21 protein-coding genes are annotated in these 26,473 nt (G+C 70.4%); 8 read left to right on the top strand and 13 right to left on the bottom strand.

The annotated features are described in order from the left end of the window. Positions 1 to 143: 143 nt before the first annotated feature. On the top strand, positions 144 to 1,262 hold the full coding sequence (locus ACWD5F_RS14170; protein ID WP_451254180.1) for a dipeptidase: 1,119 nt from the start codon (positions 144 to 146) through the stop codon (positions 1,260 to 1,262). Here ACWD5F_RS14170 and ACWD5F_RS14165 read toward each other — a convergent pair whose 3' ends face one another. After that, on the bottom strand, positions 1,263 to 1,670 hold the full coding sequence (locus ACWD5F_RS14165; RefSeq protein ID WP_401716864.1) for a VOC family protein: 408 nt from the start codon (positions 1,668 to 1,670) through the stop codon (positions 1,263 to 1,265). 51 nt (positions 1,671 to 1,721) lie between these two features. Continuing rightward, entirely contained in the window at positions 1,722 to 2,081 is a 360-nt protein-coding gene (locus tag ACWD5F_RS14160; protein WP_451254178.1) for a VOC family protein, read from the bottom strand. A 98-nt stretch (positions 2,082 to 2,179) separates the two neighbouring features. On the opposite strand from ACWD5F_RS14160, the gene ACWD5F_RS14155 reads away from it, so the two are divergent. Beyond that, positions 2,180 to 2,680 carry a CGNR zinc finger domain-containing protein gene (locus tag ACWD5F_RS14155; protein WP_451254176.1) on the top strand — a complete coding sequence of 167 codons (501 nt, stop codon included), beginning with the start codon at positions 2,180 to 2,182 and terminating at the stop codon, positions 2,678 to 2,680. A gap of 333 nt (positions 2,681 to 3,013) precedes the next feature. Here the strand turns inward: ACWD5F_RS14155 and ACWD5F_RS14150 are convergent, their stop codons facing one another. Next, positions 3,014 to 4,357 carry a UDP-glucose dehydrogenase family protein gene (locus ACWD5F_RS14150; protein ID WP_451254174.1) on the bottom strand — a complete coding sequence of 448 codons (1,344 nt, stop codon included), beginning with the start codon at positions 4,355 to 4,357 and terminating at the stop codon, positions 3,014 to 3,016. A 201-nt stretch (positions 4,358 to 4,558) separates the two neighbouring features. Here ACWD5F_RS14150 and ACWD5F_RS14145 point away from each other — a divergent pair, with 201 nt between their 5' ends. Beyond that, positions 4,559 to 5,716, top strand: a complete 1,158-nt coding sequence (locus tag ACWD5F_RS14145) for an acyl-CoA dehydrogenase family protein (protein ID WP_451254172.1) — start codon at positions 4,559 to 4,561, stop codon at positions 5,714 to 5,716. A 37-nt stretch (positions 5,717 to 5,753) separates the two neighbouring features. On the opposite strand, the gene ACWD5F_RS14140 is transcribed toward ACWD5F_RS14145, so the two are convergent. Next, the gene (locus tag ACWD5F_RS14140) at positions 5,754 to 6,329 is read right to left on the bottom strand and encodes an acyl-CoA thioesterase (RefSeq protein ID WP_451254170.1); all 576 of its coding nucleotides are present in this window, start codon (positions 6,327 to 6,329) and stop codon (positions 5,754 to 5,756) included. A gap of 119 nt (positions 6,330 to 6,448) precedes the next feature. Between ACWD5F_RS14140 and ACWD5F_RS14135 the strand changes: the two genes are divergently transcribed. Together ACWD5F_RS14135 and ACWD5F_RS14130 are read left to right on the top strand one after the other, a co-directional pair. After that, on the top strand, positions 6,449 to 7,765 hold the full coding sequence (locus ACWD5F_RS14135) for an LCP family protein (protein ID WP_451254168.1): 1,317 nt from the start codon (positions 6,449 to 6,451) through the stop codon (positions 7,763 to 7,765). Further along, entirely contained in the window at positions 7,758 to 8,390 is a 633-nt protein-coding gene (locus ACWD5F_RS14130) for an HAD family hydrolase (protein WP_401716882.1), read from the top strand. The genes ACWD5F_RS14135 and ACWD5F_RS14130 overlap by 8 nt, the downstream gene beginning before the upstream one ends. A gap of 4 nt (positions 8,391 to 8,394) precedes the next feature. Here ACWD5F_RS14130 and ACWD5F_RS14125 read toward each other — a convergent pair whose 3' ends face one another. Then, positions 8,395 to 9,876 (bottom strand): LCP family protein, encoded by a 1,482-nt coding sequence (locus ACWD5F_RS14125; RefSeq protein WP_451254166.1) that lies wholly within the window; start codon positions 9,874 to 9,876, stop codon positions 8,395 to 8,397. Positions 9,877 to 10,004: 128 nt separating this feature from the next. Between ACWD5F_RS14125 and ACWD5F_RS14120 the strand changes: the two genes are divergently transcribed. Next, positions 10,005 to 11,048: a glycosyltransferase family 2 protein gene (locus tag ACWD5F_RS14120; RefSeq protein WP_451254164.1), complete on the top strand. Its 1,044-nt coding sequence runs from the start codon at positions 10,005 to 10,007 to the stop codon at positions 11,046 to 11,048. A gap of 28 nt (positions 11,049 to 11,076) precedes the next feature. Here the strand turns inward: ACWD5F_RS14120 and ACWD5F_RS14115 are convergent, their stop codons facing one another. The 8 genes from ACWD5F_RS14115 to ACWD5F_RS14080 all read right to left on the bottom strand — a co-directional run bounded on the left by ACWD5F_RS14115 (position 11,077) and on the right by ACWD5F_RS14080 (position 23,183). Then, positions 11,077 to 12,015 carry a squalene/phytoene synthase family protein gene (locus ACWD5F_RS14115; protein ID WP_451254162.1) on the bottom strand — a complete coding sequence of 313 codons (939 nt, stop codon included), beginning with the start codon at positions 12,013 to 12,015 and terminating at the stop codon, positions 11,077 to 11,079. Between the two features lie 28 nt (positions 12,016 to 12,043). Next, the gene (locus tag ACWD5F_RS14110) at positions 12,044 to 13,543 is read right to left on the bottom strand and encodes an LCP family protein (RefSeq protein ID WP_451254160.1); all 1,500 of its coding nucleotides are present in this window, start codon (positions 13,541 to 13,543) and stop codon (positions 12,044 to 12,046) included. A gap of 114 nt (positions 13,544 to 13,657) precedes the next feature. Then, positions 13,658 to 15,247, bottom strand: a complete 1,590-nt coding sequence (locus ACWD5F_RS14105) for an LCP family protein (RefSeq protein ID WP_451254158.1) — start codon at positions 15,245 to 15,247, stop codon at positions 13,658 to 13,660. A gap of 105 nt (positions 15,248 to 15,352) precedes the next feature. Beyond that, positions 15,353 to 17,047: an LCP family protein gene (locus ACWD5F_RS14100; RefSeq protein ID WP_451254156.1), complete on the bottom strand. Its 1,695-nt coding sequence runs from the start codon at positions 17,045 to 17,047 to the stop codon at positions 15,353 to 15,355. A gap of 134 nt (positions 17,048 to 17,181) precedes the next feature. Next, entirely contained in the window at positions 17,182 to 18,813 is a 1,632-nt protein-coding gene (locus ACWD5F_RS14095) for an LCP family protein (RefSeq protein WP_451254154.1), read from the bottom strand. A gap of 125 nt (positions 18,814 to 18,938) precedes the next feature. After that, positions 18,939 to 20,681 (bottom strand): LCP family protein, encoded by a 1,743-nt coding sequence (locus ACWD5F_RS14090; protein WP_451254152.1) that lies wholly within the window; start codon positions 20,679 to 20,681, stop codon positions 18,939 to 18,941. 229 nt (positions 20,682 to 20,910) lie between these two features. Then, the gene (locus ACWD5F_RS14085) at positions 20,911 to 22,218 is read right to left on the bottom strand and encodes an LCP family protein (RefSeq protein WP_451254150.1); all 1,308 of its coding nucleotides are present in this window, start codon (positions 22,216 to 22,218) and stop codon (positions 20,911 to 20,913) included. 209 nt (positions 22,219 to 22,427) lie between these two features. Continuing rightward, positions 22,428 to 23,183 (bottom strand): TIGR03089 family protein, encoded by a 756-nt coding sequence (locus ACWD5F_RS14080; protein WP_451254148.1) that lies wholly within the window; start codon positions 23,181 to 23,183, stop codon positions 22,428 to 22,430. A gap of 129 nt (positions 23,184 to 23,312) precedes the next feature. On the opposite strand from ACWD5F_RS14080, the gene ACWD5F_RS14075 reads away from it, so the two are divergent. Both ACWD5F_RS14075 and ACWD5F_RS14070 read left to right on the top strand, forming a co-directional pair. Continuing rightward, entirely contained in the window at positions 23,313 to 24,656 is a 1,344-nt protein-coding gene (locus ACWD5F_RS14075) for a peptidoglycan recognition protein family protein (protein WP_451254146.1), read from the top strand. Positions 24,657 to 24,815: 159 nt separating this feature from the next. After that, entirely contained in the window at positions 24,816 to 25,898 is a 1,083-nt protein-coding gene (locus ACWD5F_RS14070; RefSeq protein ID WP_451254144.1) for a sugar phosphate nucleotidyltransferase, read from the top strand. Positions 25,899 to 26,473 lie beyond the last annotated feature (575 nt).

Genomic DNA, 26,473 nt, shown 5'->3' with positions numbered 1-26,473 from the left:
GCCGAGGGGGCGAAGAGGGCGAGGGGGCGGCGGGTCGCTGAACCGGCCGACCCCCGAACGCCCCACCCACCAGGAAGGCCTCCGGCCCTCGTGCGACGGTGACGGTACCCCCACCGGGACTTTCACGACGTACGGAGCCCGCCATGGCAGACCTCCAGGACGAACTGCACCCCACGACCGAGGTGGGCGCGCTCGACGACCTCCCGGACCCCTTCGAGCCCGGCGAGCCGTACGCCCCCGTCTCCGATCCGGACACCGCGCCCCTGGAGCGCGCCCACGCCATCCTCGCCGCGCATCCCGTCGCCGACGGCTACAGCGGCCTGCCGTGGGCCCTTCGCCACATGCCGTGGTTCGACCTGGAGCTCGGCGAGAGCGCGGTCGACACGGACGTGCCGCGGCTGCGCGAGGGGCACGTCGGCGCGCTGTTCTGGTCCCTGCACCTGCCCGAGGGGCTGGCCGGGGACCGGGCGGTCGGCGCCACCCTGGAGCAGCTGGACCTGGTGAAGACCGTCGTGCACGGCCACCCCGAGGGTCTGCGCCTGGCCCGCACCGCCGGGGAGACCACCGACGCCCGGCACTGCGGCCGGGTCGCCGTGCTGCTGGGGCCGGCCGGCGCCTCGGCCCTCGGCGACTCCCTCGGCATCCTGCGCGCCCTGCACGCCCTGGGCCTGCGCGTCCTCACCCTGTCCGGCGCGTCCTGGGCGAGCGAGGCGGGGCTGACCCGGTTCGGCGAGGAGGTGGTACGGGAGATGAACCGGCTCGGCGTGCTCGCCGACGTCTCCGGCGCCTCCGAGGAGACCGCCCGCCGCGCGTTCGCCGTCTCCAAGGCGCCGGTGGTGTGCACCCGCTCCGCCGCCCGCGCCCTGCGCCCGCACCCGTCCAACCTGCCCGACGGCCTGCTCGCCGCGCTGGGCGCCGCCAAGGGCCTGTGCATGGTGCCGCTCACCGCCGAGCAGACCGGGCCGTCCGTCCGCGACGTGGCCGACCATCTCGACCACGTGCGCGAGGTCGCGGGGCCGGAGTGCGTGGCCCTGTCCGGGACCTACGACGCCGGCACCGCGCACCCGCAGGACCTCGGCGACGCCTCCTGCTACCCGTACCTCATCGCCGAGCTCCTGCACCGCGGCTGGACCGAGTCCGACATCGCCCTGCTCACCTGGGGCAACGTCCAACGCGTCCTGCGCGGCGCCGACTTCACCGCCCGCGCGGCCCAGCAGCGCCGGGATCCTTCGACGGCGAAGATCGCCGAGCTGGACGGTTAGTCAGGGGTTGTCGGCCGGTCGCGGGTTCTCGATCCGGCAGAGGCAGAACGGATGCCCGGCCGGATCGGCGTACACCTGGAAGTCCTTCTCCTCGCGGTCCTCCAGGTCCAGCGGCCGGGCACCCAGCGCCATCACCCGCTCGTGCGCCGCGTCGAACTCCGCCCAGGTCGGGCCGGCGTCGAGGTCGAGGTGGAACTGCTGGCCGTTGTCGCCCTCGCGCGGCCAGGTCGGCGGCCGGTGGCCGAGGTCCTGGCTGAAGGCGAGGCGCGGTACACCGGGTGCCTCCAGGACGACCCAGTCCTCGTCCTCCACGCGGGGTGTGCCGCCCAGGATCGCCGCGTAGAACTCGGCGAGTGCGCGCGGGTCGGGGCAGTCGAGCACGACGGAACGGAAACGGGCCACGGGCATGACGGGTGCCTCCTGGTCGACGGTCGGTTCGGCGGGCCTTGGAGCCTCTTCTCAGCAGGCGCACAGGCAGAACGGGTGCCCCGCCGGGTCGGCGTACACACGGAACGTCCGCGAGCGGTCGTCCGCGTCCAGGGTCTTCGCGCCGAGCGCCAGTACGTCCGCCTCGGCCGCGTCCAGGTCCTCGACGGTGAGGTCGATGTGGAACTGCTGGGACCGGTCCGGCGCGGGCCACTTCGGCGGGACGAACCCCGGTGCTTCCTGGAACGCCAGCGACTGCCCGTCGGGCACCTTCAGGTCCACCCAGTCTCCCTCGCCCTCGACGGTGCCGCCCAGGATCTCGGCGTAGAAGCCGGCGAGCGCGCGGGGGTCGGGACAGTCCAGGACGACGGCGCCCAGCTTGGCGATGGCCATGACTACTCCTCACTAGTTGCGTGCAGCCAGTTACCTTTAGAGCGGTGCAAGAGGTAACGGTTACTGCATGCTCCCGTATTGGAGGTAACGTCGCAAGCATGAGTGAGAGAGTTCCGGCGCCCGGCGGCCTGGTCCTGGTCCAGGGCCTGGTGAACACGCTGGACCTCGAGGGGGGCGTCGACGGACTCGACACGGCGGACGGCCGGGCCCGCTTCGGGCTCACGGCGGCCGAGGTGCCCGGGGCCCGTGACCTGCGCGAGTCGCTCCGCGTCACGCTGCTCGCCCACGCGGGACACCCGCCGCACCGCGAGGTCACCCCGCTCGGCGTCCTGCTGGCCGGGGCCCCGCTGCTCGTCACGATCGACACCGACGACGGCTCCGCGCGCCTCGCTCCCGCCGACGGGGACCCCCTGCTCTCCCGCGTCGCGGCGGCGATCGCCGACTCCCTCACCGACGGCACCTGGACCCGCCTCAAGGCCTGCGAGGCCCCGACCTGCCACTGGGCCTACTACGACCGCAGCCCGGCAGGCCGCGGCCGCTGGTGCTCGATGCAGGTGTGCGGGGCGCGGGCGAAGATGCGGCGGTACCGAGCCAAGTAGCTCCCAAGGCCGAGTGGTTCCCCGCCTGCGGGTGGGTCCGGTGGTGCAGAATGCAGCCAGACGCCGGTTCGGCCGACTGAGCCTCGGCCGAACCGGCGTCGCCTGTGTCCGGCCGTGGGGCGGGGCGCTGCGATACGCCGTCGGGCGGGACCCGTGCCGGCTCCGCCGCGTCCGTGCCCTGGGGCGCCTGCGAGGCGGGTGTCTCGCGGCGCCGGTCGTTCCCGTCGGCCCGTTGTGCCGTCGGGCGTGCTTCGCGCCGTCCGCCGTCACGCCACGGGCGGCCCGGGACCGACGTGGCGCCGCACTCGCCGGCTCACCGCACAGGCCTTCCCGCTAAGCCGTCGGACGGCCCATCGCCCGGTACGTCCAGCCCGCCTTGCGCCACAGTTCCGCGTCGAGGGCGTTGCGGCCGTCGAGGACGAGGCGGTGGGAGGCGACCGTGCCGAGGGCCGCCGGGTCGAGGTCGCGGAACTCCTGCCACTCGGTCAGGTGCAGGACCACGTCGGCGCCGCGGACCGCGTCCAGGGCCGTGTCGGCGTAGCCGAGGGTCGGGAAGAGGCGGCGGGCGTTGGCCATGCCCTTGGGGTCGTACACCGTGACCTGGCCGCCCTGGAGATGGATCTGGCCCGCGACGTTGAGCGCGGGGGAGTCCCGGACGTCGTCCGAGTCGGGCTTGAAGGCGGCGCCGAGGACGCCGACCCGCTTGCCGAGGAAGGAACCGCCCCCGAGCGCCTCCCGGGTCAGCTCGACCATCCGCCCGCGCTGGCGCATGTTGATCGAGTCGATCTCGCGCAGGAAGGTCAGCGCCTGGTCCGCGCCCAGCTCACCGGCGCGCGCCATGAACGCCCGGATGTCCTTGGGCAGACAGCCGCCGCCGAAGCCGATGCCGGCCCGCAGGAACTTCTTCCCGATCCGGTCGTCGTAGCCGATCGCCTCGGCGAGCTTGGCGACGTCGCCGTCGGCGGCCTCGCACACCTCCGCCATCGCGTTGATGAAGGAGATCTTGGTGGCGAGGAAGGAGTTCGCCGAGGTCTTCACCAGCTCGGCGGTGGGGAAGTCGGTGACCACGAACGGTGTCGCGTCGGACAGGGGCGTCGCGTACACCTCGCGCAGCAGCTTCTCCGCCCGCTCGCTGCGCACGCCGACCACGATCCGGTCGGGGTGCAGCGTGTCCTGGACGGCGAATCCCTCGCGCAGGAACTCGGGGTTCCAGGCCAGCTCGGCGTCCGCGCCCGCCGGCGCGTTCGCGGCGAGGTAGGCGGCGAGCCGGTCGGCCGAGCCGACGGGCACGGTCGACTTGCCGACGACCAGGGCGGGGCCGGTCAGGTGCGGCGCGAGAGAGGCGATCGCGGAGTCGACGTACGACATGTCGGCCGCGTACTCACCGTGCCGCTGCGGGGTGTTCACGCAGACGAAGTGCACGTCACCGAAGGCCGCGACCTCCGCGAAGTCCATGGTGAAGCGGAGCCGCCCGCTCGATCCCTCGATGCCGGCGACGTGCTTGCGCAGCAGTTCCTCGAGACCGGGCTCGTACATCGGGACCTCGCCCCGCTTGAGCATCTCGATCTTCTCGGGCACGACGTCGAGCCCGAGCACTTCGAACCCGAGCTCGGCCATGGCCGCGGCGTGGGTGGCGCCGAGATAGCCGGTGCCGATCACGGTGATCTTGAGGCTCATGGGGGCTCCCGAGAGGTACGGCTGCTGCTGCGGTGCCCGAGCATAACCGGGGCGTGGAAAGGGCCTTCGACGGGCACCTTTCCCTCTGTCGCCAAGCTCACGTATGCGTCCCGTGGGCGGGCCCCTAAAATTTGAGTTACTTAACGGTAATTAGCACCGTCACCACAGTGCGTCAGAAGCGTCCTTGGAGCGTGAGAGACCTTGGCCGGATCGGCTGACTTCGACCTGTACCGCCCGTCCGAGGAGCACGACATGCTCCGTGACGCGATCCGCTCACTGGCCGAGGCGAAGATCGCGCCGTACGCCGCCGCGGTGGACGAGGAGGCCCGCTTCCCGCAGGAGGCCCACGACGCCCTCGTGGCCAACGACCTGCACGCCGTGCACGTCCCCGAGGAGTACGGCGGCGGGGGCGCCGACGCGCTCGCCACGGTCATCGTGATCGAGGAGGTGGCCCGCGTCTGCGCGAGTTCCTCCCTCATCCCCGCGGTGAACAAGCTGGGCTCGCTCCCGGTGATCCTCTCCGGCTCCGAGGACCTGAAGAAGAAGTACATGACCCCGCTCGCCAAGGGCGACGGCATGTTCTCCTACGCCCTGTCCGAGCCGGACGCCGGTTCCGACGCGGCCGGCATGAAGACGAAGGCGGTCCGCGACGGCGACCACTACGTCCTCGACGGCGTCAAGCGCTGGATCACCAACGCGGGCGTCAGCGAGTACTACACGGTGATGGCGGTGACCGACCCCACCAAGCGCTCCAAGGGCATCAGCGCGTTCGTGGTCGAGAAGTCCGACCCGGGCGTCTCCTTCGGCGCCCCCGAGAAGAAGCTCGGCATCAAGGGCTCCCCGACCCGCGAGGTCTACCTCGACAACGTCCGCATCCCCGCCGAGCGCATGATCGGCGAGGAGGGCACGGGCTTCGCCACCGCGATGAAGACCCTGGACCACACCCGCATCACCATCGCCGCCCAGGCCCTCGGCATCGCCCAGGGCGCCCTCGACTACGCCAAGGGCTATGTCCAGGAGCGCAAGCAGTTCGGCAAGCCGATCGCCGACTTCCAGGGCATCCAGTTCATGCTCGCCGACATGGCCATGAAGATCTCGGCCGCCCGCGCCCTGACCTACCAGGCCGCCGCCGCCTCACAGCGCGGCGACGCCGACCTCACCTACCTCGGTGCCGCCGCGAAGTGCTTCGCGTCGGACGCGGCGATGGAGGTCACCACGGACGCGGTCCAGCTGCTCGGCGGGTACGGGTACACGCGGGACTACCCGGTGGAGCGCATGATGCGCGACGCGAAGATCACGCAGATCTACGAGGGCACCAACCAGGTCCAGCGCATCGTCATGGCGCGGAACCTTCCGTAACAGTCGCGGAGGGGGCCGGCGAGAGCCGGCCCCCCCGTCAGTCGTCCAGGCCCTCCGCCGCCCGCTTCTCGCGCAGCTCCATGATCGCCCGCCGCCGCGCCAGCCGGTGCGTGCGGCGGATCTGGGCCTCCTGGTTGCGGCGCTCGTCGCGCTCGGTCTCCGGGATCACCTGCGGCACCCGCCGCGGCCTGCCCTCCGCGTCCACGGCCGCGAACACCAGGTAGGCCGAGCCGACCTGGGTGGCCGGGGTCGACTCGTTCCAGCGCTCGGCCAGGACCCGTACGCCGACCTCCATCGAGGTCCGTCCGGTCCAGTTGACCTGCGCCTTCACATGGACCAGGTCGCCGACGCGGACCGGCTCCAGGAACGCCATCTCGTCCATGGACGCGGTGACGGCGGGACCGCCGCTGTGCCGGCCGGCCACCGCGCCCGCCGCGTCGTCGACCAGCTTCATGATCACGCCGCCGTGCACGGTGCCCAACAGGTTGGTGTCGGCGTTGGTCATGATGTGGCTCAGCGTGGTCCGGGACGCCGAGGTGGGCTTGCCGGGGATGTCCGAGGTGTCCGGGGTCTCCGGGCTGTTCGACTCCGCGGTGGAGGCCAGATCTGTCATGACCGCCACCCTATGCCGAGGTGACTTCCGGGGACTTTGTGTCGGGTTGGCAACAGCAGTGCCCTGATTTTCCGACGACCCTTGTAAAGGACATGGCCGCGGACGGCACACTGGGCCCCATGAACGATTGGCCCGAGGAATGGTCCGACAACAACCGCGGCGGCGGGTACGGACGAGGCAGCGCCAGCGCACAGCCCGACCCTGCACGCGTCATGCGGCAGGTTCGTCGGCCCGCCTCGGGCGCCTATGGCGCCTCCGGCCCGTCCGCACCGCCCTACGGCGGCTCCGTGCCGCAGCAGCCGGGATACGGCGATCAGGGGTACGGCGACGGCCAGGGGTACGGCGACCAGGGCTACGGCCAGGGTTCCGCCAACGACGGCTACAACACCGGCCAGGTCTACGGCTCGCCCGGCGGCGGAGGCCAGGGCGGCGGTGGCTACCAGGGCGAGCGGCCCCGGCCGAACTGGCGCCGCCGCATCAAGTGGACGGCGATCACGCTGGTCACGGTGCTGGTGGTGACGTCCGTCGCGACCTACTTCTGGGCCGACTCCAAGCTCAACCGTGACGTCGACCTGTCCAAGGTCATCGACCGCCCCTCGGGCGGCGACGGCACGAACTACCTGATCGTCGGCTCCGACAGCCGCGCGGGCCTGTCCGACGAGCAGAAGAAGGACCTGCACACCGGCTCCGCCGAGGGCAAGCGCACCGACTCGATGATGATCCTGCACGTCGGCGACAGCGGCGACACCTTGATCTCGCTGCCCCGCGACTCGGACGTCGAGATCCCGTCGTACAAGGGCTCGACCTCCGGCAAGACCTACCCGAGCACCGGCCGGCACACCAAGCTGAACGCGGCCTACGCCGAGGACGGCCCGACCCTGCTGGTGCGCGCCGTCGAGTTCAACACGGGGCTGCGCATCGACCACTACGTCGAGATCGGCTTCGCCGGCTTCGCGAACATCGTGGACTCGGTCGGCGGTGTCACCATCGACATCGACAAGGCCTTCAAGGACAAGTACTCGGGCGCCGACTTCAAGGCCGGCAAGCAGAAGCTGAACGGCGAGCAGGCCCTGGCCTTCGTCCGCACCCGGCACGCCTTCGCCGCCTCGGACCTCCAGCGCACCAAGAACCAGCAGAAGTTCCTGTCCGCGCTGGCCCACCAGGTGGCGACCCCGGCGACCATCCTCAACCCCTTCAAGCTCTACCCGACCCTCGGTTCGGGCCTCGACTCGCTGAGCGTCGACAAGGACATGAGCCTGTGGGACCTGGCGTCGATGTTCTTCGCGATGAAGGGCGTCAGCGGCGGCGACGGCACCTCCATGAACATGCCGATCTCCGGCTCCAGCGGCGGCAACCTCCTCTGGGACAAGGCGAAGGTCAAGACGCTGGTGAACGAGTTGAACAACGACCAGAAGGTCACGGTGTCGAGTGACTGACACCGTGACCGGCAGACCGCCCTTCGGGGCGGTTCTGTGCGATGTGGACAATGTGATCCGGTCCTTCGACTCCGGGCGCCTGGAGGCGCTGGAGCGGGTGGCCGGGATAGCCGAGGGCACCACCAAGAAGCTGGCGTTCGCGCCGGACGCGGATCTGCCGCTGCTGCTGGGCGAGATCACCTCGCAGGAGTGGGCGGAGGCGATCGCGGCGGACCTCGCCGACCTGGTGCCCGAGCCGCAGACGGCGTTCGACCTGGCCCGCGCCCTGCTCGAGTCGCCCTTCCACGCGGACGACGAGGTGGTGGGCCTGCTGCGCCGGGCCCGCGTCCGGGTGCCGCTGGTGCTGGTCTCCAACGCGGCCCTGGAGCTGGAGTCCGACCTGGACTCGATGGGCCTGAGCGACCTCGCCGACCACGTCGTCAACAGTGCGCGGGTGGGCCTGGCCAAGCCCGACCCGCGCATCTACCGGCTCGCCGCCGACCTGGCCGGCGTCAGCCCCGACCGCTGCCTCTTCGTCGACGACAGCGAGGAGAACGTGACCGCGGCCGCCGCCCTCGGCATGCACACCGTCCATTTCCGCGAACCGGCGGACCTGGAGCGGGCGTTGGAGCCCCTGTTCCGCTGACGGACTACGGGCACACCACCTGGTCGCCCGTCACCACCCCGAACTCGCCCTGGTACGGGTCGTCCGCGCGGACCTTGCGCACCTCACGGAAGTCCGCGCCCGCGATCACCTTCAGGGTCGGTCCCAGGCCCTTGACCGCCCGTAGCTCGCTGCCGGGCAGCGCGGCGGCCAGGGACTTGGCGGAACGGTCCCAGCGGGGGTCGTAGGCCACGACCGTGCGCCGCACGGTCCGGTCGGCCGCGTTCGACGGCGCCCGGGTGGTACGGAAGCCGGTGGCGGCCAGTTGTGAGTCCACGCGCTTGCCGAGGCCCGCCGTCGGCGTCCCGTTCTCGACCTGGACCCGGATCTGCTGCGGGGCCACGTCCACCCGTACCGCCTTGCTGACCGGCCGGTGCGCGGTGAGCGGCTTGTCGTCGTTCAGGGCGCGGAAGAGGCGGTCCGCCTTGGCGGTGTCCCACTTGAGGGTCGAGCCGACGCCCTTGACGGCGTATCCCATCCGGCCGATGGGGACCGTCGTGAACTCCGAGGAGGAGGGGGAGAAGTCGCGCATCGCCCGGCCGAGGTCGAGCAGTTCGTCGGTGCCGAAGCCCTTGTCGGCGCGGACCGAGCCGAGCACGGCCCGGGTCACGTCACGGAACTTCATCGGGTTCAGCAGGATCCCCGAGGACGTGGCGCGGTCGATGAGGGCCGCCAGGAAGCGCTGCTGACGCTTCATCCGGCTGAGGTCGGAGGCGCCGTCGACGTGCCGGGCCCGGACGTACTGGAGGGCCTGGCCGCCCATCAGGGTGTGGGAGCCGGCCGGGAGGTTCAGGCCGGTGTAGGTGTCCTTGAGGGGGGCGGCCGTGCAGACCTTCACCCCGCCGAGCACGTCCACCGTCTTCATGAAGCTGGTGAAGTCGACCTCCAGATAGTGGTCGACCTTCACATGGGTCATGTCCTCGACGGTGCGCACGGTGAGGTTCGGACCGCCCTCCGCGTAGGCCGCGTTGAGCTTGATGGGGTGGCCCTTGTGGTGGTGCCCGGTGGTTTCGTCGACGTGCGGGGGCGTCATGGCGTACGAGTCGCGCGGCAGGCTGACCACGCTGGCCCGCTCCCGGTCCTCCGAGATGTGCACGATCATGATCGTGTCGGTGCAGTGGCAGGGCGCGCCGCCCAGACGGTAGCGGCGCCGCTCCTGCTCGCTGATCTTGTCGCGGCCGTCCGTGCCGACCAGCAGGACGTTCATGCCGTGGCCCGCGCGCGGGCGGTTCTTCATGTCCTTGAAGGGGTCGACGCGGGCGATGTCCGCGTCCAGGCTGGTGACCACCGCGTGCCCGATCCCGGCCGAGGCGAGGACGACGACGGACAGCGTCGTCACCGCCCGCATGGCCCAGCGCGGCTTCTTGCGCCGGACGGGTGGCCGCGGCGAGCGCCCCTGTGGCGCGCGGGGCGGCTGGGGGCGGCGCTCGGGGCGGGCGGTGGCGGCGGACCGTGGCGGCGTGGGCAAGGGGGACACCTCCGGGCGACGGCCGTACGTGGGATCCGTGAGCACCGTAGGTCCATACGATCTGTGGCCCGGTCCGCCGCCCCGGCGGGGCGCGAACGTGTCCCCCGTTCGCGGTAACGTGAGCACCGATGAACGCCAATTCCGACGTGCGCCTCCCCGCCGTATCTGTGATCATGCCCGTCCTCGACGAGGAGCGGCATCTGCGCGGAGCCGTCCAAGCGATCCTCGCGCAGGAGTACGACGGCGAGATGGAGGTCGTGCTCGCCCTCGGTCCCTCGAAGGACCGCACGGACGAGATCGCGGCCGAGCTCGTAGCCGAAACCGCATCCTTCGAGAACAAGCGCGTGCACACCGTGCCGAACCCGGCCGGCCGCACGCCCGCCGCCCTGAACGCCGCGATCAAGGCCTCCCGCCATCCGATCGTCGTCCGCGTCGACGGCCACGGCATGCTCTCGCCGAACTACATCGCCACCGCCGTACGGCTCCTGGAGGAGACCGGCGCGCAGAACGTCGGCGGCATCATGCACGCCGAGGGCGAGAACGACTGGGAGCACGCCGTCGCCGCCGCGATGACGTCGAAGATCGGCGTGGGCAACGCCGTCTTCCACACGGGCGGCGCCGCGGGGGAGGCCGAGACGGTCTACCTCGGGGTGTTCCGGCGCGAGGCGCTGGAGCAACAGGGCGGCTACAACGAGGAGTTCATCCGCGCCCAGGACTGGGAGCTGAACTTCCGCATCCGTGAGGCGGGCGGCCTGATCTGGTTCTCGCCGGAGCTGCGGGTGTCGTACCGCCCCCGTCCGTCGGTGAAGGCCCTCGCCAAGCAGTACAAGGACTACGGCCGCTGGCGGCACGTCGTCGCCCGCTACCACGAGGGCTCCATCAACCTGCGCTACCTCGCCCCGCCGACGGCGCTGCTCGCCATCGTGGCCGGCATCGTGGTCGGCGCGGCCCTGACGCCCTGGGGTTTCGTGATCCCCGGCGGCTATCTCGCGGCGATCGTGCTGGGTTCCGTCCCGGCGGGCAAGGGCCTTCCCCTGAAGGCACGCCTCCAGATCCCGGTGGCCCTCGCCACCATGCACCTGTGCTGGGGCTGGGGCTTCCTGACCAGTCCCAAATCCCTGGCCAAGAAGGTCATCGCGTCCCGCCGCCCGGCGGTGGTGACCGCGAGCTGAGCGGTGCCGGGCGACGGCCGGCGGTGGGCTACCGTCGGACGCGTCGCTCGGCGCGGGCGCGGCGGTACTGGTGGGCCAGGACCCTCAGGGAGGCCGTCGCCGACGGGTTCGCCGCGCGGTGCAGCAGCTCTCCTCCCGTGCGCCGTACCGCGGCGAGACGGAGGTCCTGGACGGCGATCAGGGCGTCCAGGAACGGGCGGTACTCGGGTGCGACGAGGTCGGGCAGGGACCGGCCCTCGGTGAGCGCGGCCTCGGCGCGGTCGGCCTGTGCCTGGACCAGCGTCTCCAACGCGGGTACGCACTCCTCCGACTTGCTCAGCAGATCCCCGAACTTCAGCCCGTGCAGGGCCAGTTCGTCCTTCGGAATGCCGATCCGGCCCCAGCCGGCGTCCTCGGAGAGGTCGGCCAGGAAATCGGTGCGCTGCATTCCCTCGATCAGGGCCCGGCAGCCGGCGACGAACGGTTCGTCGTCCCCTGCGCCGGGATCGGGCGCGATCAGCGACGCCGTGAGCATCAGCGCGGGCAGCGCGTAACCGTCCACGTAGGCCTGGAAGTCGGCCTCCGTCTCGAAGCCCGTCCAACTGGCCTCCACGGGCGCGCCGTCGAGGAAGGCCCGCACCCGCGCGGCCAGGTGCGGATGACGGTCCACGGCGTCCCGGAGCGCCGACAGGGTGCCGTTCGCGGGTGGTTCGTCGCCGTCGAGGGCCGCCACGGTGTCGGCCTCCCAGACGCGCAGGGCCGCGTGGCGGTCGCGCACGGCGCCGGTGTCGATCAGCTCGTCGGTCGCGTGCATGTAGGACACCGCGGCCACCACGGGCGGATGCAGGCGGGCCGGCAGCAGGAGCCGGGTCGCGACGTACTCGTGCAGCGCGAATCTTCGGACCAGCGTGCGCTGGGCGTCGTAGGTTCTGCGCAGACGCGGGTCAGTGATTCCCGCCTGAGTCAGGGCGGTGGACCAACGGATCACGGCTCTCCCGTCGAGCTGCGTTCGATTGTCAGGACCAGGTGTAGTCCGGGTCTACGTGCATACAGGCCTTGCTGTCCGCCCCGTTGAGCGCGCTCGCCGAGGCCGGCGTGGTGTCGTCCTCGGCGGTGTACTTCGCCCCCGAACGCCAGTCCGCGCCGACCACCAGTGTGACACCGGAAACGGCCGTCGACTTCTTCACCGAACTCACCGGAATCCCCAGCGACTTGGCGACCCGCTGGGCGTCGGCCTGGAGGTCGGCCGACGGATAGCGGACGACCGTCCCGTCCTGGCTGAGCAGCGCCGAGGAGTCCGCCTCCGCCTTGTCGAAGCCCTTGGAGACGAGCAGGTCGGCGACCGTGCCGGCCCGGCCCGTCACCGCCGGCTCCGCGTCGGACTTCGTACCGTTCTGCACCCGCACGGCGATCTCGTCGTCCGCCGCCGCCTTGTCCGTCGTCGCGGTCGACGTGCCGGTCTTCTTCTTGTCCTTGCCGTCCAGCGCGATGTCCTCGCGCACCAGCCGCCACAGCTTCTCCGCGTCGCCGGCCTTGGGCAGCACCCGGTTGCCGTCGGCCGAGTACACCCACGGCATCGTCGTCATCGTGATGCGCGCGGTGGGCACCTTCTTCAGTTGCGTCGACACGTCGTAGAGCTTGGCCACGGTGCCGAGCCCGTCGTCCACCGTCAGCGCCTTCGTGGCCGTCTCCGCCAGGTCGCGCAGCTTGCCCGGGTTGCTCAGGGTGGCGTTGGCACGCAGTTGGCGGACCATCGAGTTCATGTACATGTGCTGGGCCTCGGTGCGCGCGATGTCGCTGCCGTCCTCGAACCCGTAGCGCGTCCGCAGCCACTGGAGCGCCTGCTCGCCCTTGATGGACGTGGTGCCCTTCTCCAGCTTCAGGCCGCTGCCGTGGCCCGAGGAGGTGTGCGAGTAGATGTTGGCGTCGACGCAGACCGGGACGCCGCCTATCGCGTCGGCCATGGAGACCACGCCGGCGAAGTCGACCATCATGAAGTGGTCGATGTGGATGTCGGTCAGCTTCTCCCAGGTGGCCACCGAGCAGCCCGGTCCGCCGCGTTCCAGGGTGGTGTTCGTCATCGCCGAGGTGCTCGCCGCGTAGACCTTGCCGGTGTCGGGGTCGGTGCACTCGGGGATGTCGACCAGGGTGTCGCGGGGCATGCTGACGACCGACATGTCGGTGCGGTCGGCGGAGACGTGCAGCAGCATCTGGACGTCGGCACGCGGGGCGGTGTTGTACGTGTCCTTGGCGCCGCCCAGCTTCTGGTTCTCCGCGGAGTCCCGCGCGTCCGAGCCGATCAGCAGGATGTTCAGCGGCTTCTGCCCGGCCGCGTTCGCCTCCGACTCGGCCGCCCGGTCCTTGGCGTCGCCGATGTTGAGGGCGTCCTTCTGGATGTTGGCGTTGAGGTGCCGGTAGTAGAGGTAGCCGGCGCCTGCCGCCCCCACGGTCACCAGCGCGGTGACGATCGCCGTCCAGCGCAGGATCCGCCGTCCCCGGCGTCTGGTCTGCGTCAACTCAGTGCCCTCCCACCCTTGCGCCTGACGGCGACCGACCGAGCCGGGCTCATCATTCGGGAGAGAGTTAGGAGTTGCCTGTGGGTCCTGAGGGGGAGGAGTGGCGTACGGGGCTCAGGACCAGGTGAATCCGGGACTGACGTGCATGCACGCCTTCTCGTCCGCCCCGTTGAGCGCCTCGGCCGTCTTCGGTGTCTTGTCGTTCTTCTTGGGCGCCTTGTACACGCTGCCCTCGCGCCAGTCCGCTCCCACGACGAGCGTGACCTCGGAGACGTCCGCCGACTTCTTCACCGAACTCAGCGGAATCCCGAGGGACTTGGCCACCGCCTGGGCGTCGCCCTCCAGATCGGCGCTCGGGTAGCGGACCACCGTCCGGGCCTCGCTGAGGATCGTGCCCCGGTCGACGGCGGCCTTGGTGTAGCCCTTCTCCGCCAGCAGGCCGACGACCGTCCCCGCCCGCCCGGAGGCCGCGCCGAGGGTGTCGGTGCGGGTGCCGTTCTGCACCTGGACACCGATCGCGCCGGGAGCGGCCGCGGGGTCGTCCGAGGTCTCCTCCGCCGCGGTCTTCTTCTTGTCCTTACCGTCGAGCGCGATGTCCTCGCGCACCAGGCGGAACAGCTGGTCGGCGTCCTCGGTGGGCTCGACGCGCGCGCCGACGTATCGATTCGGCATGGTCGTCATCGTGATCCGCTTCGGCGCGGGCTTGCGCAGCTCGTTGCTGAGGTCGTAGAGCTTCTTCACGGTGTCCAGGCCCGGGTCGACCGTGAGGGCCGCGGTGGCCTTCTCGGCGAGGGTGCGCAGCTTGCCCGGGTTGCTGAGCGTGGCGTTCTCGCGCAGCTCGCGGACCATCGAGTTCATGTACATGTGCTGGGCCTTGGCGCGGGCGAGGTCGCTGCCGTCCTCGAACCCGTACCGCGTGCGCAGCCACTGCAGCGCCTGCTCGCCCTTGATGGACGTGGTGCCCTTCTCCAGCTTCAGCCCGGAGCCGTGGCCCGCGCTGTCGCGGGAGTGGATGTTGGCGTCGACGCAGACCGGGACGCCGCCTATCGCGTCGGCCATGGACACCACGCCCGAGAAGTCGACCATCATGAAGTGGTCGATGTGCACGCCGGTCAGCTTCTCCCAGGTGGCCACCGTGCAGCCCGGGCCACCGCGCCCGAGGCTCTGGTTGGTCATCACCCGTCCGTCGCTCGCCGGGTAGACCTTGCCGTCGTCGGGGTCGGTGCACTTCGGGATCTTCAGGAGAGTGTCGCGGGGCATGCTGACGACCGACATGTTGGACCGGTCGGCGGACAGGTGGACCAGCATCTGGACGTCGGCGAGCGGGGTGGAGCCGAAGGTCTCCCGGGCGCCGCCGAGTTCCTGGTTCTCCTTGGTGTCCCGCGCGTCGGAGCCGATGATCAGGATGTTCAGCGGGGTCTGCCCGGCCGCGTTCGGCGTGGGCGCGGCGACCTTGTTGTCGCCGAGGTTGAGGTCGTCCTTCTTGAGGTTGCCGTTCAGGTGCTCGTAGTAGAGGTAACCGGCCCCGGCCGTGCCGACTATGAGCACCGCGAGCGTGAGCGCGAACCACCTCAACAGCCGGAATCTCCGCGCCGACCGGCCGCTCCCGCCGTGCCGCCCGTCGCCCTCGGCCGCGCCGGTGTCGTCACCGGCGCCGTCCCCCGCGGCGGCAGACTCGGCCTCCCGCACAGTCCCCTGCGTCACTTACCCGTCCTCCCAGCGGTCCCCCGTACGTTCTGGAGACATGCGACGGGCCCGTGAGGTTGCCCTGATCCGCGTTACCGCCCGGTTAACCGGTGCACGGACCCGTTAACCGGCGCACTGGACCTTGTCGGCCGTGGACTTGTCGACGTCGACGTTCGCCGCGGCGGAGGAGTTGAGCTTGATGCCGGCGCCCTTGAAGTCCTTGCCGAGGGTGAGCGTCATGGCGGGCAGGCCCTGGGAGTTGGTGACGCTCTCGCCGGGCTTCAGGGCCGAGCCGGACAGGCCCATGATCGCGGCCAGGCGGCGGGCCTGGTCGGCCTGGTCGGGGTCGTACTCGAGGGTGGTCTTCGCCAGCGCCGCGTCCGCGTTGCCGGCGTTCTCGGACTTCTCGACGCCCTCGTCGTTCTGGAGGTAGTTCAGCTCCGCCTGCGCACTGCCACCGGCCGCGCCGCCGTTGAGGATCCGGACCCGCACGTCCGCGGCGGCGGACTTGGTGCCCTTCAACCGGGCGGCCACGGCGGCGGCTTCCTTCTTCTTCTCCTGCTTGACCGCGGTGAGCGAGACGTCGTTCTTGATCAGGTCGAAGAGCTGGGGGCCCTTCGACTCGTTGACCACGACCGTGGCCTTGATCGTCTCGGCCGGGTTGTCCAGCACCGGCACCGTGGTGAAGGAGATGTTCTTCGGCGGCACCTTCTTCAGCTCCAGGGCGATGTCCTTGAGCGTGCCGACCTTGCCGATGGCGCTGTCCACGGTGAGCGCCTTGGTGGCGGCCTCGGCCAGCTTCAGCAGCTTGGTGGGGCTGGTGAGGGTGTCGCCGGAGGACATCTTGCGCATCAGCGAACCCAGGAACTGCTGCTGCACCTTGATCCGGTCGAGGTCGCCCTCGTTGCCGAAGCTGTGCCGGGTGCGCACGAAGGCGAGGGCCTGCTCGCCCTCCACCTTGGACTCGCCCGCGGGCAGGTCGAGCTTGGACTGCTTGTCCTTGACGGCGTGTTCGAGGCAGACCGTGACGCCGTCCACCGCCGTCGTCAGCGTCTTGACCGCGTTGAAGTCGGCCATCATGAAGTGGTCGACCGAGATGCCGGTGTTCTCCTTCACCGTGCGCATGGTGCAGCCGGGGTCCCGGCCGCTCTCGCCCAGGCTCCGGTTGAAGCGCACGCCCTGCTGCCCCGGGACGACGGTCTCGGTGCCGTCGGTCTGCTTGGTCGGGCAGTCGGGGATGTCGACGATGAGGTCGCGCGGGATGCTCAACGCGGTCGCGTTCGTACGGTCCTTGGAGACGTGCAGCAGGATGTTGGTGTCGGCGTGACCGACGCTGCCCTTGTCGCCGTATCCCTCGTTGCCGTCGCCGGTGCGCTTGTCGGTACCGATGATCAGGATGTTGAAGGCCTCGTCCTTGCTGAAGCCGCTCTTGCCCGCGTCGCCGATGTCGGTCGTCGCCACGTTGCCTTCGAGGTGCTTCAGATAGAAGTAGGCGCCGCCGACGGTGGCGACCAGGACGAACGCCATGGTGCCGCCGGTCCACAGCAGGACCTTCTTGGCCCGCGACGCCTTCGCCTTCTGCGGCACCGGGCGACGGCCGCGCCGCCCCGCACCCGCCCCGGGGGACGGCGTACGGGTGTCGCGCGGGGCGGGGTCACGGGGTGCGGGGTCCCGGGGGGCCGGTCTGCGCGGGCCCGGGACCGCCGACGGAGGCGTGGACGGCGTCAGACGCAGTTCGTAGTCGCCCGTGTCCGGGTTGAGGACCCACTGGTCTGCGGGGTCGATGCCGTCCGCACGGCCACGGCCTTGCACGTCCACGGTGTATGAGTCCTCCGTCAGGCGCGGCGCTGGGTCGCCCACACTAACCGCACAGCTCCGCCTCAGGTGTCGCCACCGGGGAAACGCGACCCCCTACAAGTGGTCATTCCCTCTCAATCCCGAACACGGATCCGCTACCAGCGATAGGGCGCGTACACGTCCATGCACTGGCCCTTGTCCGAGCCGTTGATGGCGTCGGCGTTGTCCGGCAGGTCACCGGCCTGCGGCGCGGACTGCTTCGGATACGCCGTGCCCTCCCGCCAGTCGGCGCCCACCACGACCGTGACTCCCGACACATCGGTCGACTTCTTCACCGAACTCAGCGGAATCCCGAGGGACTTGGCGACCGCCTGGGCGTCACCCTCCAGATCGGCGCTCGGGTAGCGCACCACCGTCTTCTCCTCGGCGAGCGTCGCCGTGGTGTCCGCCGCGGCCCGGGTGAAGCCCTTGCCCGTGAGCGTCTGGGCGATGGTGCGTGCCCGGCCGGAGACCGGCGCCCGGTCCGAGCTGCGGGTGGCGTTCTGCACGAGCACGCCGAGCGCGCCCGCGTCGACCGAGGGCGCCTCGGTGGCCGTACTCGTGCCCTTGCTCTTCTTCTTGGCGTCCGACGCCTTGCCGTTCTTGTCGAGCGGCACGTCGTCGCGGAGCATCTGCCACAGCTTGTCGGCGTTGGTGGCGTCCGGCACCACGTGGTCGCTGTTCTGGGCGTCCGCGACGTTCGGCATCGTCAGCGACGTGATCCGGTCGGACGGCACCGACTTGAGCTGCATGCCCAGGTCGTAGAGCTTCTTGACGGTGCCGATCTCCTCGGAGACCGTCAGCGACTTGGTGGCCGCCTCGGCCAGGCCGGTCAGCCGCCCGGTGTCGGTGAAGACGTTCTGCTTCGTCAGCGTGCGCATCATCGAGTTGAGGTACATGTGCTGGGCCCTGGCCCGCATCAGGTCGCTGCCCCAGGCGTGCCGGGTGCGCAGCCACTGCAGCGCCTTCTCGCCCTCGACCTTGTGCGTGCCGGCCGTCAGCTTCAGCCCCGAACCGCCGGGCACGGCGGCCGTCGGGTGGTCCCACACGTTCTGCCGCACACAGACGTCGACGCCGCCGATGGCGTCCGCCATCCGCACCACGCCGGCGAAGTCGATCGTCATCCAGTGGTCGATGTAGACCCCGGTGAGGTTCTCCCAGGTGGCCAGCGTGCAGCCGGCGCCGCCGCGGGCCAGCGACTCGTTGATGATGGTGTTGGTCGCCGGGTACACCTTGCCGGTGTCCGGGTCCTTGCACTTGGGGATGTCGACCCGGGTGTCCCGCGGGATGCTGACCATCGCGGCGCTCTTGCGGTCCGCGGAGAGGTGGATGAGCATCTGCACGTCGCCGCGCGGCGGGCTGCCCACGTCGTTCTTCGAGCCGCCCAGCTTGAGGTTCGCGGCGGAGTTACGGCTGTCGGAGCCGATCAGCAGGATGTTCATCGGCGTCTGCCCGTCCGCGTTCGGACCGGTCTTCCGCGCCTTCGAGTCGCCGCTGCTGCGCTGGCCCTTCTCGATGTTGCCGTTCAGGTGCTCGTAGTAGAGGTATCCGGCGCCGGCCGTCCCGAGTATCAGGACCGACAGGGTCAGCGCCGACCAACGCAGCACCCGGTGCCCGCGTTTGGGCGGTTGTCTGCGCCGGCCGGACCCCTCCGGTTCGGCGGGGCCACCGGTGCCGCCGTCCTCCGGATCACGAGCGTGCCGGACGTCGTCGAACGTCCCTTCCCCGCGCACACTGCTCTGCGTCATTCCTCTGTCTCCCCACCCCTGCGCCTGAAAGAAGCCGAAAAATCCGAAATGGAAGCGAACAGGCCTGCCGTGCATCTAGTGAGATGCACGGCAGGCCCTTCAGGATCGCTTCGAGCCCTTGCGGATTACTTGGCGCACTCGACCTTGTCCGCGGTGGACTTCTGGACCCCCGCCGGGGTGGACCCGGAGGCGGCGTTGATCTTGACTCCGGCGCCCTTGAAGTCCTTGCCGAGGGTGAGCGTCATCGTCGGCAGGCCCTGGGAGTTGGTCACGCTCTTGCCCGGCTTCAGCGCCGAGCCGGACAGGCCCATGATGGCGGCGAGGCGGCGGGCCTGGGAGGCCTGGTCGGGGGCGTACTCGAGAGTGGTCTTCGCCAGCGCCGCGTCCGCGTTGCCGGCGTTCTCGGACTTCAGCACGCCCTCGTCGTTCTGCAGGTAGCTCAGCTCCGCCTGCGCGCTGCCGGCCGCGGCGCCGCCGTTCAGGATCCGCACCCGCACGTCCGCGGCGGCGGACTTGGTGCCCTTCAACCGGGCGGCCACGGCGGCGGCTTCCTTCTTCTGCTGCTGCTTGACCGCGGTGAACGACACGTCGTTCTTGATCATGTCGAAGACCTGCGGTGCCGTCGTGTCGTTGAGGACGACGGTCGCCGCGACCTTCTCGGCCGGGTTGTCGACCACCGGGACCGTGGTGAAGGTCAGGTTCTTCGGGTTGAGCTTGCCCAGCTCCAGACCGAGGTCCTTCAGCTTGCCGATGCTGTCGAGCTTGGAGTCGACGGTCAGCGCCTTGGTGCCGGTCTCCGCCAGCTTCAGCATCTTCGTCGGGTTGGTGAGCGTGGAGTTGGACTTCAGCTTCCGCATCAGCGCGCTCAGGAACTGCTGTTGGAGCGTGATCCGGCTCAGGTCACCGCCGAAGCCCACCGAGTGCCGGGTGCGCACGAAGGCCAGCGCCTGCTCGCCGGAGATGTTGTGGGTGCCCTTGGACAGCTTCAGATGCGAGTCCGGGTCGTCGATGTCCTTGGCCAGACAGACCTCGACCCCGCCGACCGCGTCCGTCAGCGTCTTCACCGCGTTGAAGTCGGCCACCATGAAGTTGTCCGGCGTGATCCCGGTCAGCTCGGTGACGGTCCGCATGGTGCAGCTGGGCGTGCGCTCGTCCTGGCCCAGGCTGGTGTTGAAGCGGACGCCGGTCGAGCCCGCGATGACCTTGGAGGAGCCGTCGTCCTGGGTGGTCGGGCAGTCCGGGATGTCGGTGATCAGGTCGCGCGGGATGCTCAACGCGGTCGCGTTGGAGCGGTCCTTGGAGACGTGCAGCAGGATCGTGGTGTCGGCGTGGCCGACGCTGCCGGAGTCGCCGTAGTTGGTGTTGCCCGCGCCGGTGCGCTTGTCGGTGCCGATCAACAGGATGTTGATCGCCTTGTCCTTGTTGAAGCCACCGGTGCTCGCGCCGTCGTCGGAGACGGCCGTGATGTTGTCGTTGAGGTGCTTGATGTAGAGATAGGCGGCGCTCGCCGTGCCCACGAGCACGAACGCCATGATGCCGCCGGTCCACAACAGGACCTTCTTGGTCCTCGACTTCTTCTTCACCGGCCGCCGGCCGCGCCGCCCCGGCAACGGTTCCTCGGGCGCCCCGCGCCGCCGACGCGAGGGCTGCGCCTCGCGCTCGGGAGCCTGCGGTGCCGCCCGTCCCGCCGCCCGCCCGGGCGCCGCCGAACGGACCGCGCCCTGCGCGGCGGACCTGCGCGGCCCCGGCACACCTGATTGCGGTGCGGAAGGGGTCAGTCGCAGTTCGTATTCACCGGTGTTCGGGTTGAGTACCCACTGGTCTGCGGGGTCGATGTCGTCCGCCCGCCCACGGCTTTGCGCGTCCACGGTTGTCCGAATCCTCCGTCGGGGCCACGCAAGCGCCTTCCCCCCTGCAAGGCGCTCGTCGGTCACACAGTGCACGACGCCAGGAAGCACCTCGCGGCCGAACGCACCGGATCGCTCACACTATCCGCCCTGTTCAGTGCCGGGGGACCGCGGTGACGAATTGCACGTGCGGGCAACCGGTCAATTCGCCCATTTTCTCGGACATTAGTGCGCCGATTTGGTGAGCGCTTTACCCGCACAAGTCTTCGGCGGCGGTGTTGCCGCGGAACGTCGGCCCGGGAGAAACATCGACCACGGGCTCGTCGGGCCGCTTTCCGCCTGCCTTTCCGTCGTCGTCCCCGTACTCGCCGTAGTCATAAGCGTCTTCGTACGACCCCTCGTACGAAGACTCCTCCCCGTCCCCGTACGAGTTCTCCTCGTCGGCGGACACCGAATTGCGGCTCTTTGCGGCGGAATCCCGCGGAATTTCCTTGGCCACCGCGAGCGGCGCGTCCGTGCGCAGCCGTTCGAACAGTTTCTCGGCCTCGGGTTCCACGAGCTGGTCGCGATTGGCGTTGTAGACGTACGACTCCCGCGGCACGGTAAGGAATTGCACACGTTCCGTGGGGATGTCGCGTACCCCGCGCACGAGTTCGTACAACCCGCGCAGGCTCGCCAGATCCGGATCGGTCGTCAGTGACGAAGTCGCCGCGTCCAGCACGGGATAGAGCTTCACCGGATTCAGCAGTACGTCATTGCCGCGCACCTTGTTGACCAGCGCGCCGAGGAACCGCTGCTGACGGTCCATCCGGTCGGTGTCACTGCCGTTGCCCAGCGACTTGCGGGCCCGTACATAGCCGAGCGCCTGTTCCCCGTCGAGCGTCACCCTGCCCGCGCGCAGGTTCAGCTTGGCGGCCTTGTCGTGAATGGGCCGACGCAGGCAGATCTCCACGCCGTCCACGGCGTCGACCATCTCCTTGAACCCGTGGAAGTCGACGACCATGTGATGGTCGATCCGCACATTCGTCAGCTTCTCCACGGTCCGGATGGTGCAGGCCGAACCGCCCGTCTGGAACGCGTAGTTGAACATCGCGAACATCGGTTCGGTCCGGGTCCCGTCCGGCCGCAGACAGGCCGGCACGTCCACCATCAGGTCGCGCGGCAGCGAGACGGCGGTGGCGGCGCGCCGCCCGGCGGCCAGATGCAGCAGGATCGTCGTGTCCGACCGCTCGGTCCCCGAGTCCCGCCCGTAGCGCGCGTTCCCGTCCCCCGACCGCGAGTCCGACCCGATCAGCAGGATGTTCTGCGCGTCCTTGACGAGCGAGGTCGGCCGTTCCTTCTCGTACCGCGCCAGCTCGGCCGCCGCCGCGTCGTCGGGCGTGATGTTCCCGTCGAGCTTCGCGTAGAGCACCCACCCGCCCCCGGCGGCCACGACCACCAGGACGGCGACCCCGAGCCCCCCGTACTTGACCCACTTCCGCCGACGCCGCCGTATGAGCCCCTTACCGCTCGCCGACGACCCGGCGCCGGGCCCGAGGGTGCCTGCGCTGTCGGTCACGGCGGATCCCCCTCATGGCGTACGAGCATGCGGTGTCGGCTGCTTCTACGACCATGACGCGTGGAGGGCACCAGGGGTGGGCGGTGCTGATCCGATCGGGTGACTGCATGCCCTAAGGGGCGCGGGGCTGTGTCGATGTGCGGCTCCGCCGCGTGGGCGCGACAAGCCACGACGGGCCCGCACTCGCCGAACCAGCCGCACCGATCCCTTCAGTAGCGCGAAGCAGTAACGCGCTCGCTCTCGATCCGCTTGGCCAGGCCGTCCTCGCCCAGTTGGTCAAGATTCCGGCACAGCACCACCGAACCGCCGGTGGCGAGCGGCCCGTACAGCCCGGCATTGAGCCCTTCCCAGGTGTCGTACGAGAGCCCCGACAGGATCCGCGACCCCGGCCCGGTCAGCCCGAGCGCCCCCGCCTCCTCCCGCGCCCGCTCGACGACCTCGGCCCCGCTGAAGCTCCGCCCGGCCACGATCAGCGCGGGCTCCTCCGGGTCCACCGGGGAGAACGGGGCGAACCGGTCCCCTTGGCTCGGCACCTCGACGGCGTAGTCGGCGAAGCCCGCCGGAGCCTGCGGGAACCGTCCGCCCAGCGGCCGCAGCGCGAGAGCGACCCGCTCGCCCCGGCACGCCCGCGCCGCGTCCAGCGAGTCGGGCCCGCTCACGACCACGTCGGCCGCCCCCGCGTCCCCGCCCACGTCCGCGACCACGCCGACCGACGCGCACGCCAGCAGCCACACCGCCGTCTGCCAGTGCGCCGGCAGCAGCAGCGCGACCCGGTCGCCGGGGGCGGCGGCGAGGTCGCTCTGGAGGAGGTTCGCGGTCTTGGCCACCCAATTGGCGAAGGTGGCCACGGACAATTCCACGCGCTCGCCCGTGGCGTCGTCGTAGAAGGTCACCAGGGGGCGTCCCGGGTCCGCGGCGAGCGCGGAACGCAGCAGGTCGGCAGGGGTGCGGTCGGTGGCGTTCACCCGCGCAAGGGTACGCGGGAGGGACGGTGCGCGGCCGGGTGCGGGGCCACCGGTTCGGCGCAGCGGGAGCCGACGGTCCGTCAGTTCCCAAATGGACAGATATATATGACTATGTCCAACATCGGATGCATGCGTGGATTCCTTGCTTCCTCGGTCGGCGTCGCCTGTGCGGCCGCCCTCGCCCTTCCGCTGACCCCGCCGGCGTCCGCCGCGGCGAGTCCGGCGTCGAGCCGCACGGCGTCCATGCCGGCGGCCCACCCGGCCGGCCTCTCCGGCGGCACCCAGTCCCTGCCCCTCACCCCCCTCACCCGCGCCCGCGTCCTCGGCTCCGCCGCCTCCGAACAGGGCCTGGCCCGCCGGGACGTACGCCACTTCTCGATGGTCGGCGTCATCTGGGACGACCCGGACACCGCTCTGCACGGCAGCGTCCAGGTCCGCACCCGCGCCACCGACTCCGGCACCTGGTCGGACTGGCAGGACCTCGGGACCCACAACGACGACGCGCCCGACCCCGACTCCGCCGAGCGCACCTCGGGTCGCGTCCACGGCTCCACGGCACCGCTGTGGGTGGGCGACTCGGACGGCGTGGAGGTCCGCGTCCGCGCCGAGAGCGCGAGCCGTACGGAGGACACGGCCCGCGGCACCCGCACGCTGACGTCCGCGACCGGGCTCCCGACGGGCCTGCGTCTCGAACTGGTGGACCCGGGGGAGCCGGGTGCGGGGGAGCCGGCCGGGTCGGAGCCGGTGACGCGAGCAGGGACCCCGCCCGAGGCCACCGAGATCCCGGCGCTGGACCTGCGGGCCACCGAACAGGAAGTACAAGCGCTCTACGGCAGCGAGTTGACGCGGAGTCAGCGGGTGAAGCCGTACATCGGCCCTCGTCCGCGCATCATCACCCGGCGCGGCTGGGGCGCGGACGAGAAGCTGCGCGAGAAGAAGTTCGTCTACACGAGGAACGTCAAGGCGGCTTTCGTCCACCACACGGACACCGGCAACGGGTACAAGTGTTCGCAGGCGGCCTCCGTCATCCGCGGTATCTACCGCTACCACGTCAAGAGCATGGGCTGGCGGGACATCGGCTACAACTTCCTCGTCGACAAGTGCGGAACCATCTACGAGGGCCGGGCCGGGGGAGTGGCGAAGCCGGTGCTGGGCGCCCACACCCTCGGGTTCAACACCAAGAGCATGGGGATCGCGGTCCTCGGCAGCTTCGGCTCGGCCAAGCCGCCGACCGCCGCGGTGAAGGCGATCGCCCGCCTCACGGCCTGGAAGCTCGGGATCTGGGGCGGCAATCCGAAGGGAAAGACATATTTGAAGTCCGGGGGTGGCAATCTCTACCGAAAAGGAAAGAACGTACGACTGAATGTGATCTCCGGTCACCGTGACGGCTTCGCCACGGACTGCCCGGGCCTGCAGCTCTACCGCAAGCTCGGCACGACCCGCACGACTGCCGCTCGCTTCCAGGGCCGCTGACCGGCGGGCGGGACCGGGGACCGCACGCACCGCCATCGGGGGGCACTGGGTGGAATCGCGGGATGCCGCACGGCCGTCGAAGGCGCCGCGCAACGGTCTGCATACACTTGCCGGTCGAAAGTCAGTTCGGCCGGTCCCGGCAGGAAGCAGAGACGACAGGTGACAGAAGCGATTCTCCTGGTCGGCGGCAAGGGCACGCGGCTCCGCCCGCTCACGGTGCACACGCCGAAGCCCATGGTCCGGGCGGCGGGTGTCCCCTTCCTCACGCACCAGTTGGCGAGAGCGAGAGCGGCGGGGGTCGAACACATCGTCCTCGCCACGTCCTACCTGGCCGAGGTGTTCGAACCGCACTTCGGTGACGGTTCGTCCCTGGGCCTGCACCTCGAGTACGTCACGGAGGAGGAACCCCTCGGCACGGGCGGCGCCATCCGCAACGTGGCCTCGCGCCTCCACTCGGGCCCCGACGACCCGGTCCTGATCTTCAACGGCGACATCCTGACGGGCCTGGACATCCGTCGCCTGGTCCACACCCACGAGGAGACGGGCGCGGACGTGTCCCTCCACCTCACGAAGGTGACGGACCCGAGGGCGTACGGCCTGGTTCCGACGGACGAAACGGGCCGAGTCCTCGCCTTCCTCGAAAAGCCCCAGACCCCCGAGGAGATCGTCACCGACCAGATCAACGCGGGGGCGTACGTCTTCCGCCGCTCGATCATCGACACGATCCCGGCGGGCCGGCCCGTGTCCGTCGAACGCGAGACGTTCCCGGACCTCCTCTCCGCGGGCGCCCACCTCCAGGGCATGGTCGACTCCACGTACTGGCTCGACCTGGGCACCCCCGCCGCCTTCGTCCGCGGCTCCGCGGACCTGGTCCTGGGCCACGCCCCGTCCCCGGCGATCCCGGGCCGCTGCGGAGACCGCCTGGTCCTCCCCACGGCAAGGGTGGCCCCGGACGCGAAACTGACGGGCGGCACGGTGGTGGGCGAGGGCGCGTTCGTGGCGGAGGGAGCAAGAGTCTTCGGCTCGACGATCCTCCCGGGCGCCGTGATCGAACCCGGCGCCGTCATCACCGACTCCCTCATCGGCACCCGAGCCCGCGTGGGCGAACGCTCCATCCTCACCGGCACGGTCATCGGCGACGGCGCGATCATCGGCGCCGACAACGAACTCCGGGACGGCGTCAGAGTGTGGTGCGACGCCCGAATCCCGGCGGGTTCGGTGAGGTTCTCTTCGGATCAGTAGGGGCGGGCCGGTTCCCTCCGGGGAGGGGCGATTGCTTCCCGGACCGGCATCCAGCGCGCGCTGCACGCGGCGCGAGCTGGATGCCGGTCCGAGTCTTTGAGCCCGTCCGGAGTCCGAGGCCGCGCCTCTTGAACTCCAGTCCGCATCTCGTTGAGCCTGTCGGGCGTCCGCGGTCGAGGCTGCGCCGTCCCGATCCCCCATTCACCCGCAGGGGGCTGCGCCTCTTGGATGCTGGCGCGGGCGTCTGTTTTTCTTCTCGTCCGGTGTTCGAGGCCGAGGCTCTGCCATCCCGAACCCCCACCCACCCCCAGGGGGCTCCGCCTCTCGAGCTCCGGTCCGTACAACTCAGCCCGTCCGGTGTTCGAGGGCAAGGCTTTGCCATCCCGAACCCCCACCCACCCCCAGGGGCTTCGCCTCGTGAACTCCGGTTCGTACAACTCAGCCCGTCCGGCGTCCGAGGCCGAGGCTCTGCCATCCCGAACCCCCACCCACCCCAAGGGGCTCCGCCTCTTGAACTCCGGTCCGTATCTTTTAGCCCCGCCCGCGGGTGAGGACGATGCCCTTAAGGCCGAAGC

It is taken from the genome of Streptomyces sp. NPDC002499, from assembly GCF_053595415.1.
This window is presented reverse-complemented; position numbering and strand designations above follow the sequence as displayed.

Excerpts from the sequence above, each read along its gene's own strand:
- ACWD5F_RS14155 (WP_451254176.1), top strand. The coding sequence starts at position 2,180 with ATGAGTGAGAGAGTTCCGGCGCCCGGCGGCCTGGTCCTGGTCCAGGGC.
- ACWD5F_RS14160 (WP_451254178.1), bottom strand. The coding sequence starts at position 2,081 with ATGGCCATCGCCAAGCTGGGCGCCGTCGTCCTGGACTGTCCCGACCCC.
- ACWD5F_RS14135 (WP_451254168.1), top strand. The coding sequence starts at position 6,449 with ATGAACGATTGGCCCGAGGAATGGTCCGACAACAACCGCGGCGGCGGG.
- ACWD5F_RS14095 (WP_451254154.1), bottom strand. The coding sequence starts at position 18,813 with ATGACGCAGAGCAGTGTGCGCGGGGAAGGGACGTTCGACGACGTCCGG.
- ACWD5F_RS14165 (WP_401716864.1), bottom strand. The coding sequence starts at position 1,670 with ATGCCCGTGGCCCGTTTCCGTTCCGTCGTGCTCGACTGCCCCGACCCG.
- ACWD5F_RS14170 (WP_451254180.1), top strand. The coding sequence starts at position 144 with ATGGCAGACCTCCAGGACGAACTGCACCCCACGACCGAGGTGGGCGCG.
- ACWD5F_RS14120 (WP_451254164.1), top strand. The coding sequence starts at position 10,005 with ATGAACGCCAATTCCGACGTGCGCCTCCCCGCCGTATCTGTGATCATG.
- ACWD5F_RS14150 (WP_451254174.1), bottom strand. The coding sequence starts at position 4,357 with ATGAGCCTCAAGATCACCGTGATCGGCACCGGCTATCTCGGCGCCACC.
- ACWD5F_RS14140 (WP_451254170.1), bottom strand. The coding sequence starts at position 6,329 with ATGACAGATCTGGCCTCCACCGCGGAGTCGAACAGCCCGGAGACCCCG.
- ACWD5F_RS14075 (WP_451254146.1), top strand. The coding sequence starts at position 23,313 with ATGCGTGGATTCCTTGCTTCCTCGGTCGGCGTCGCCTGTGCGGCCGCC.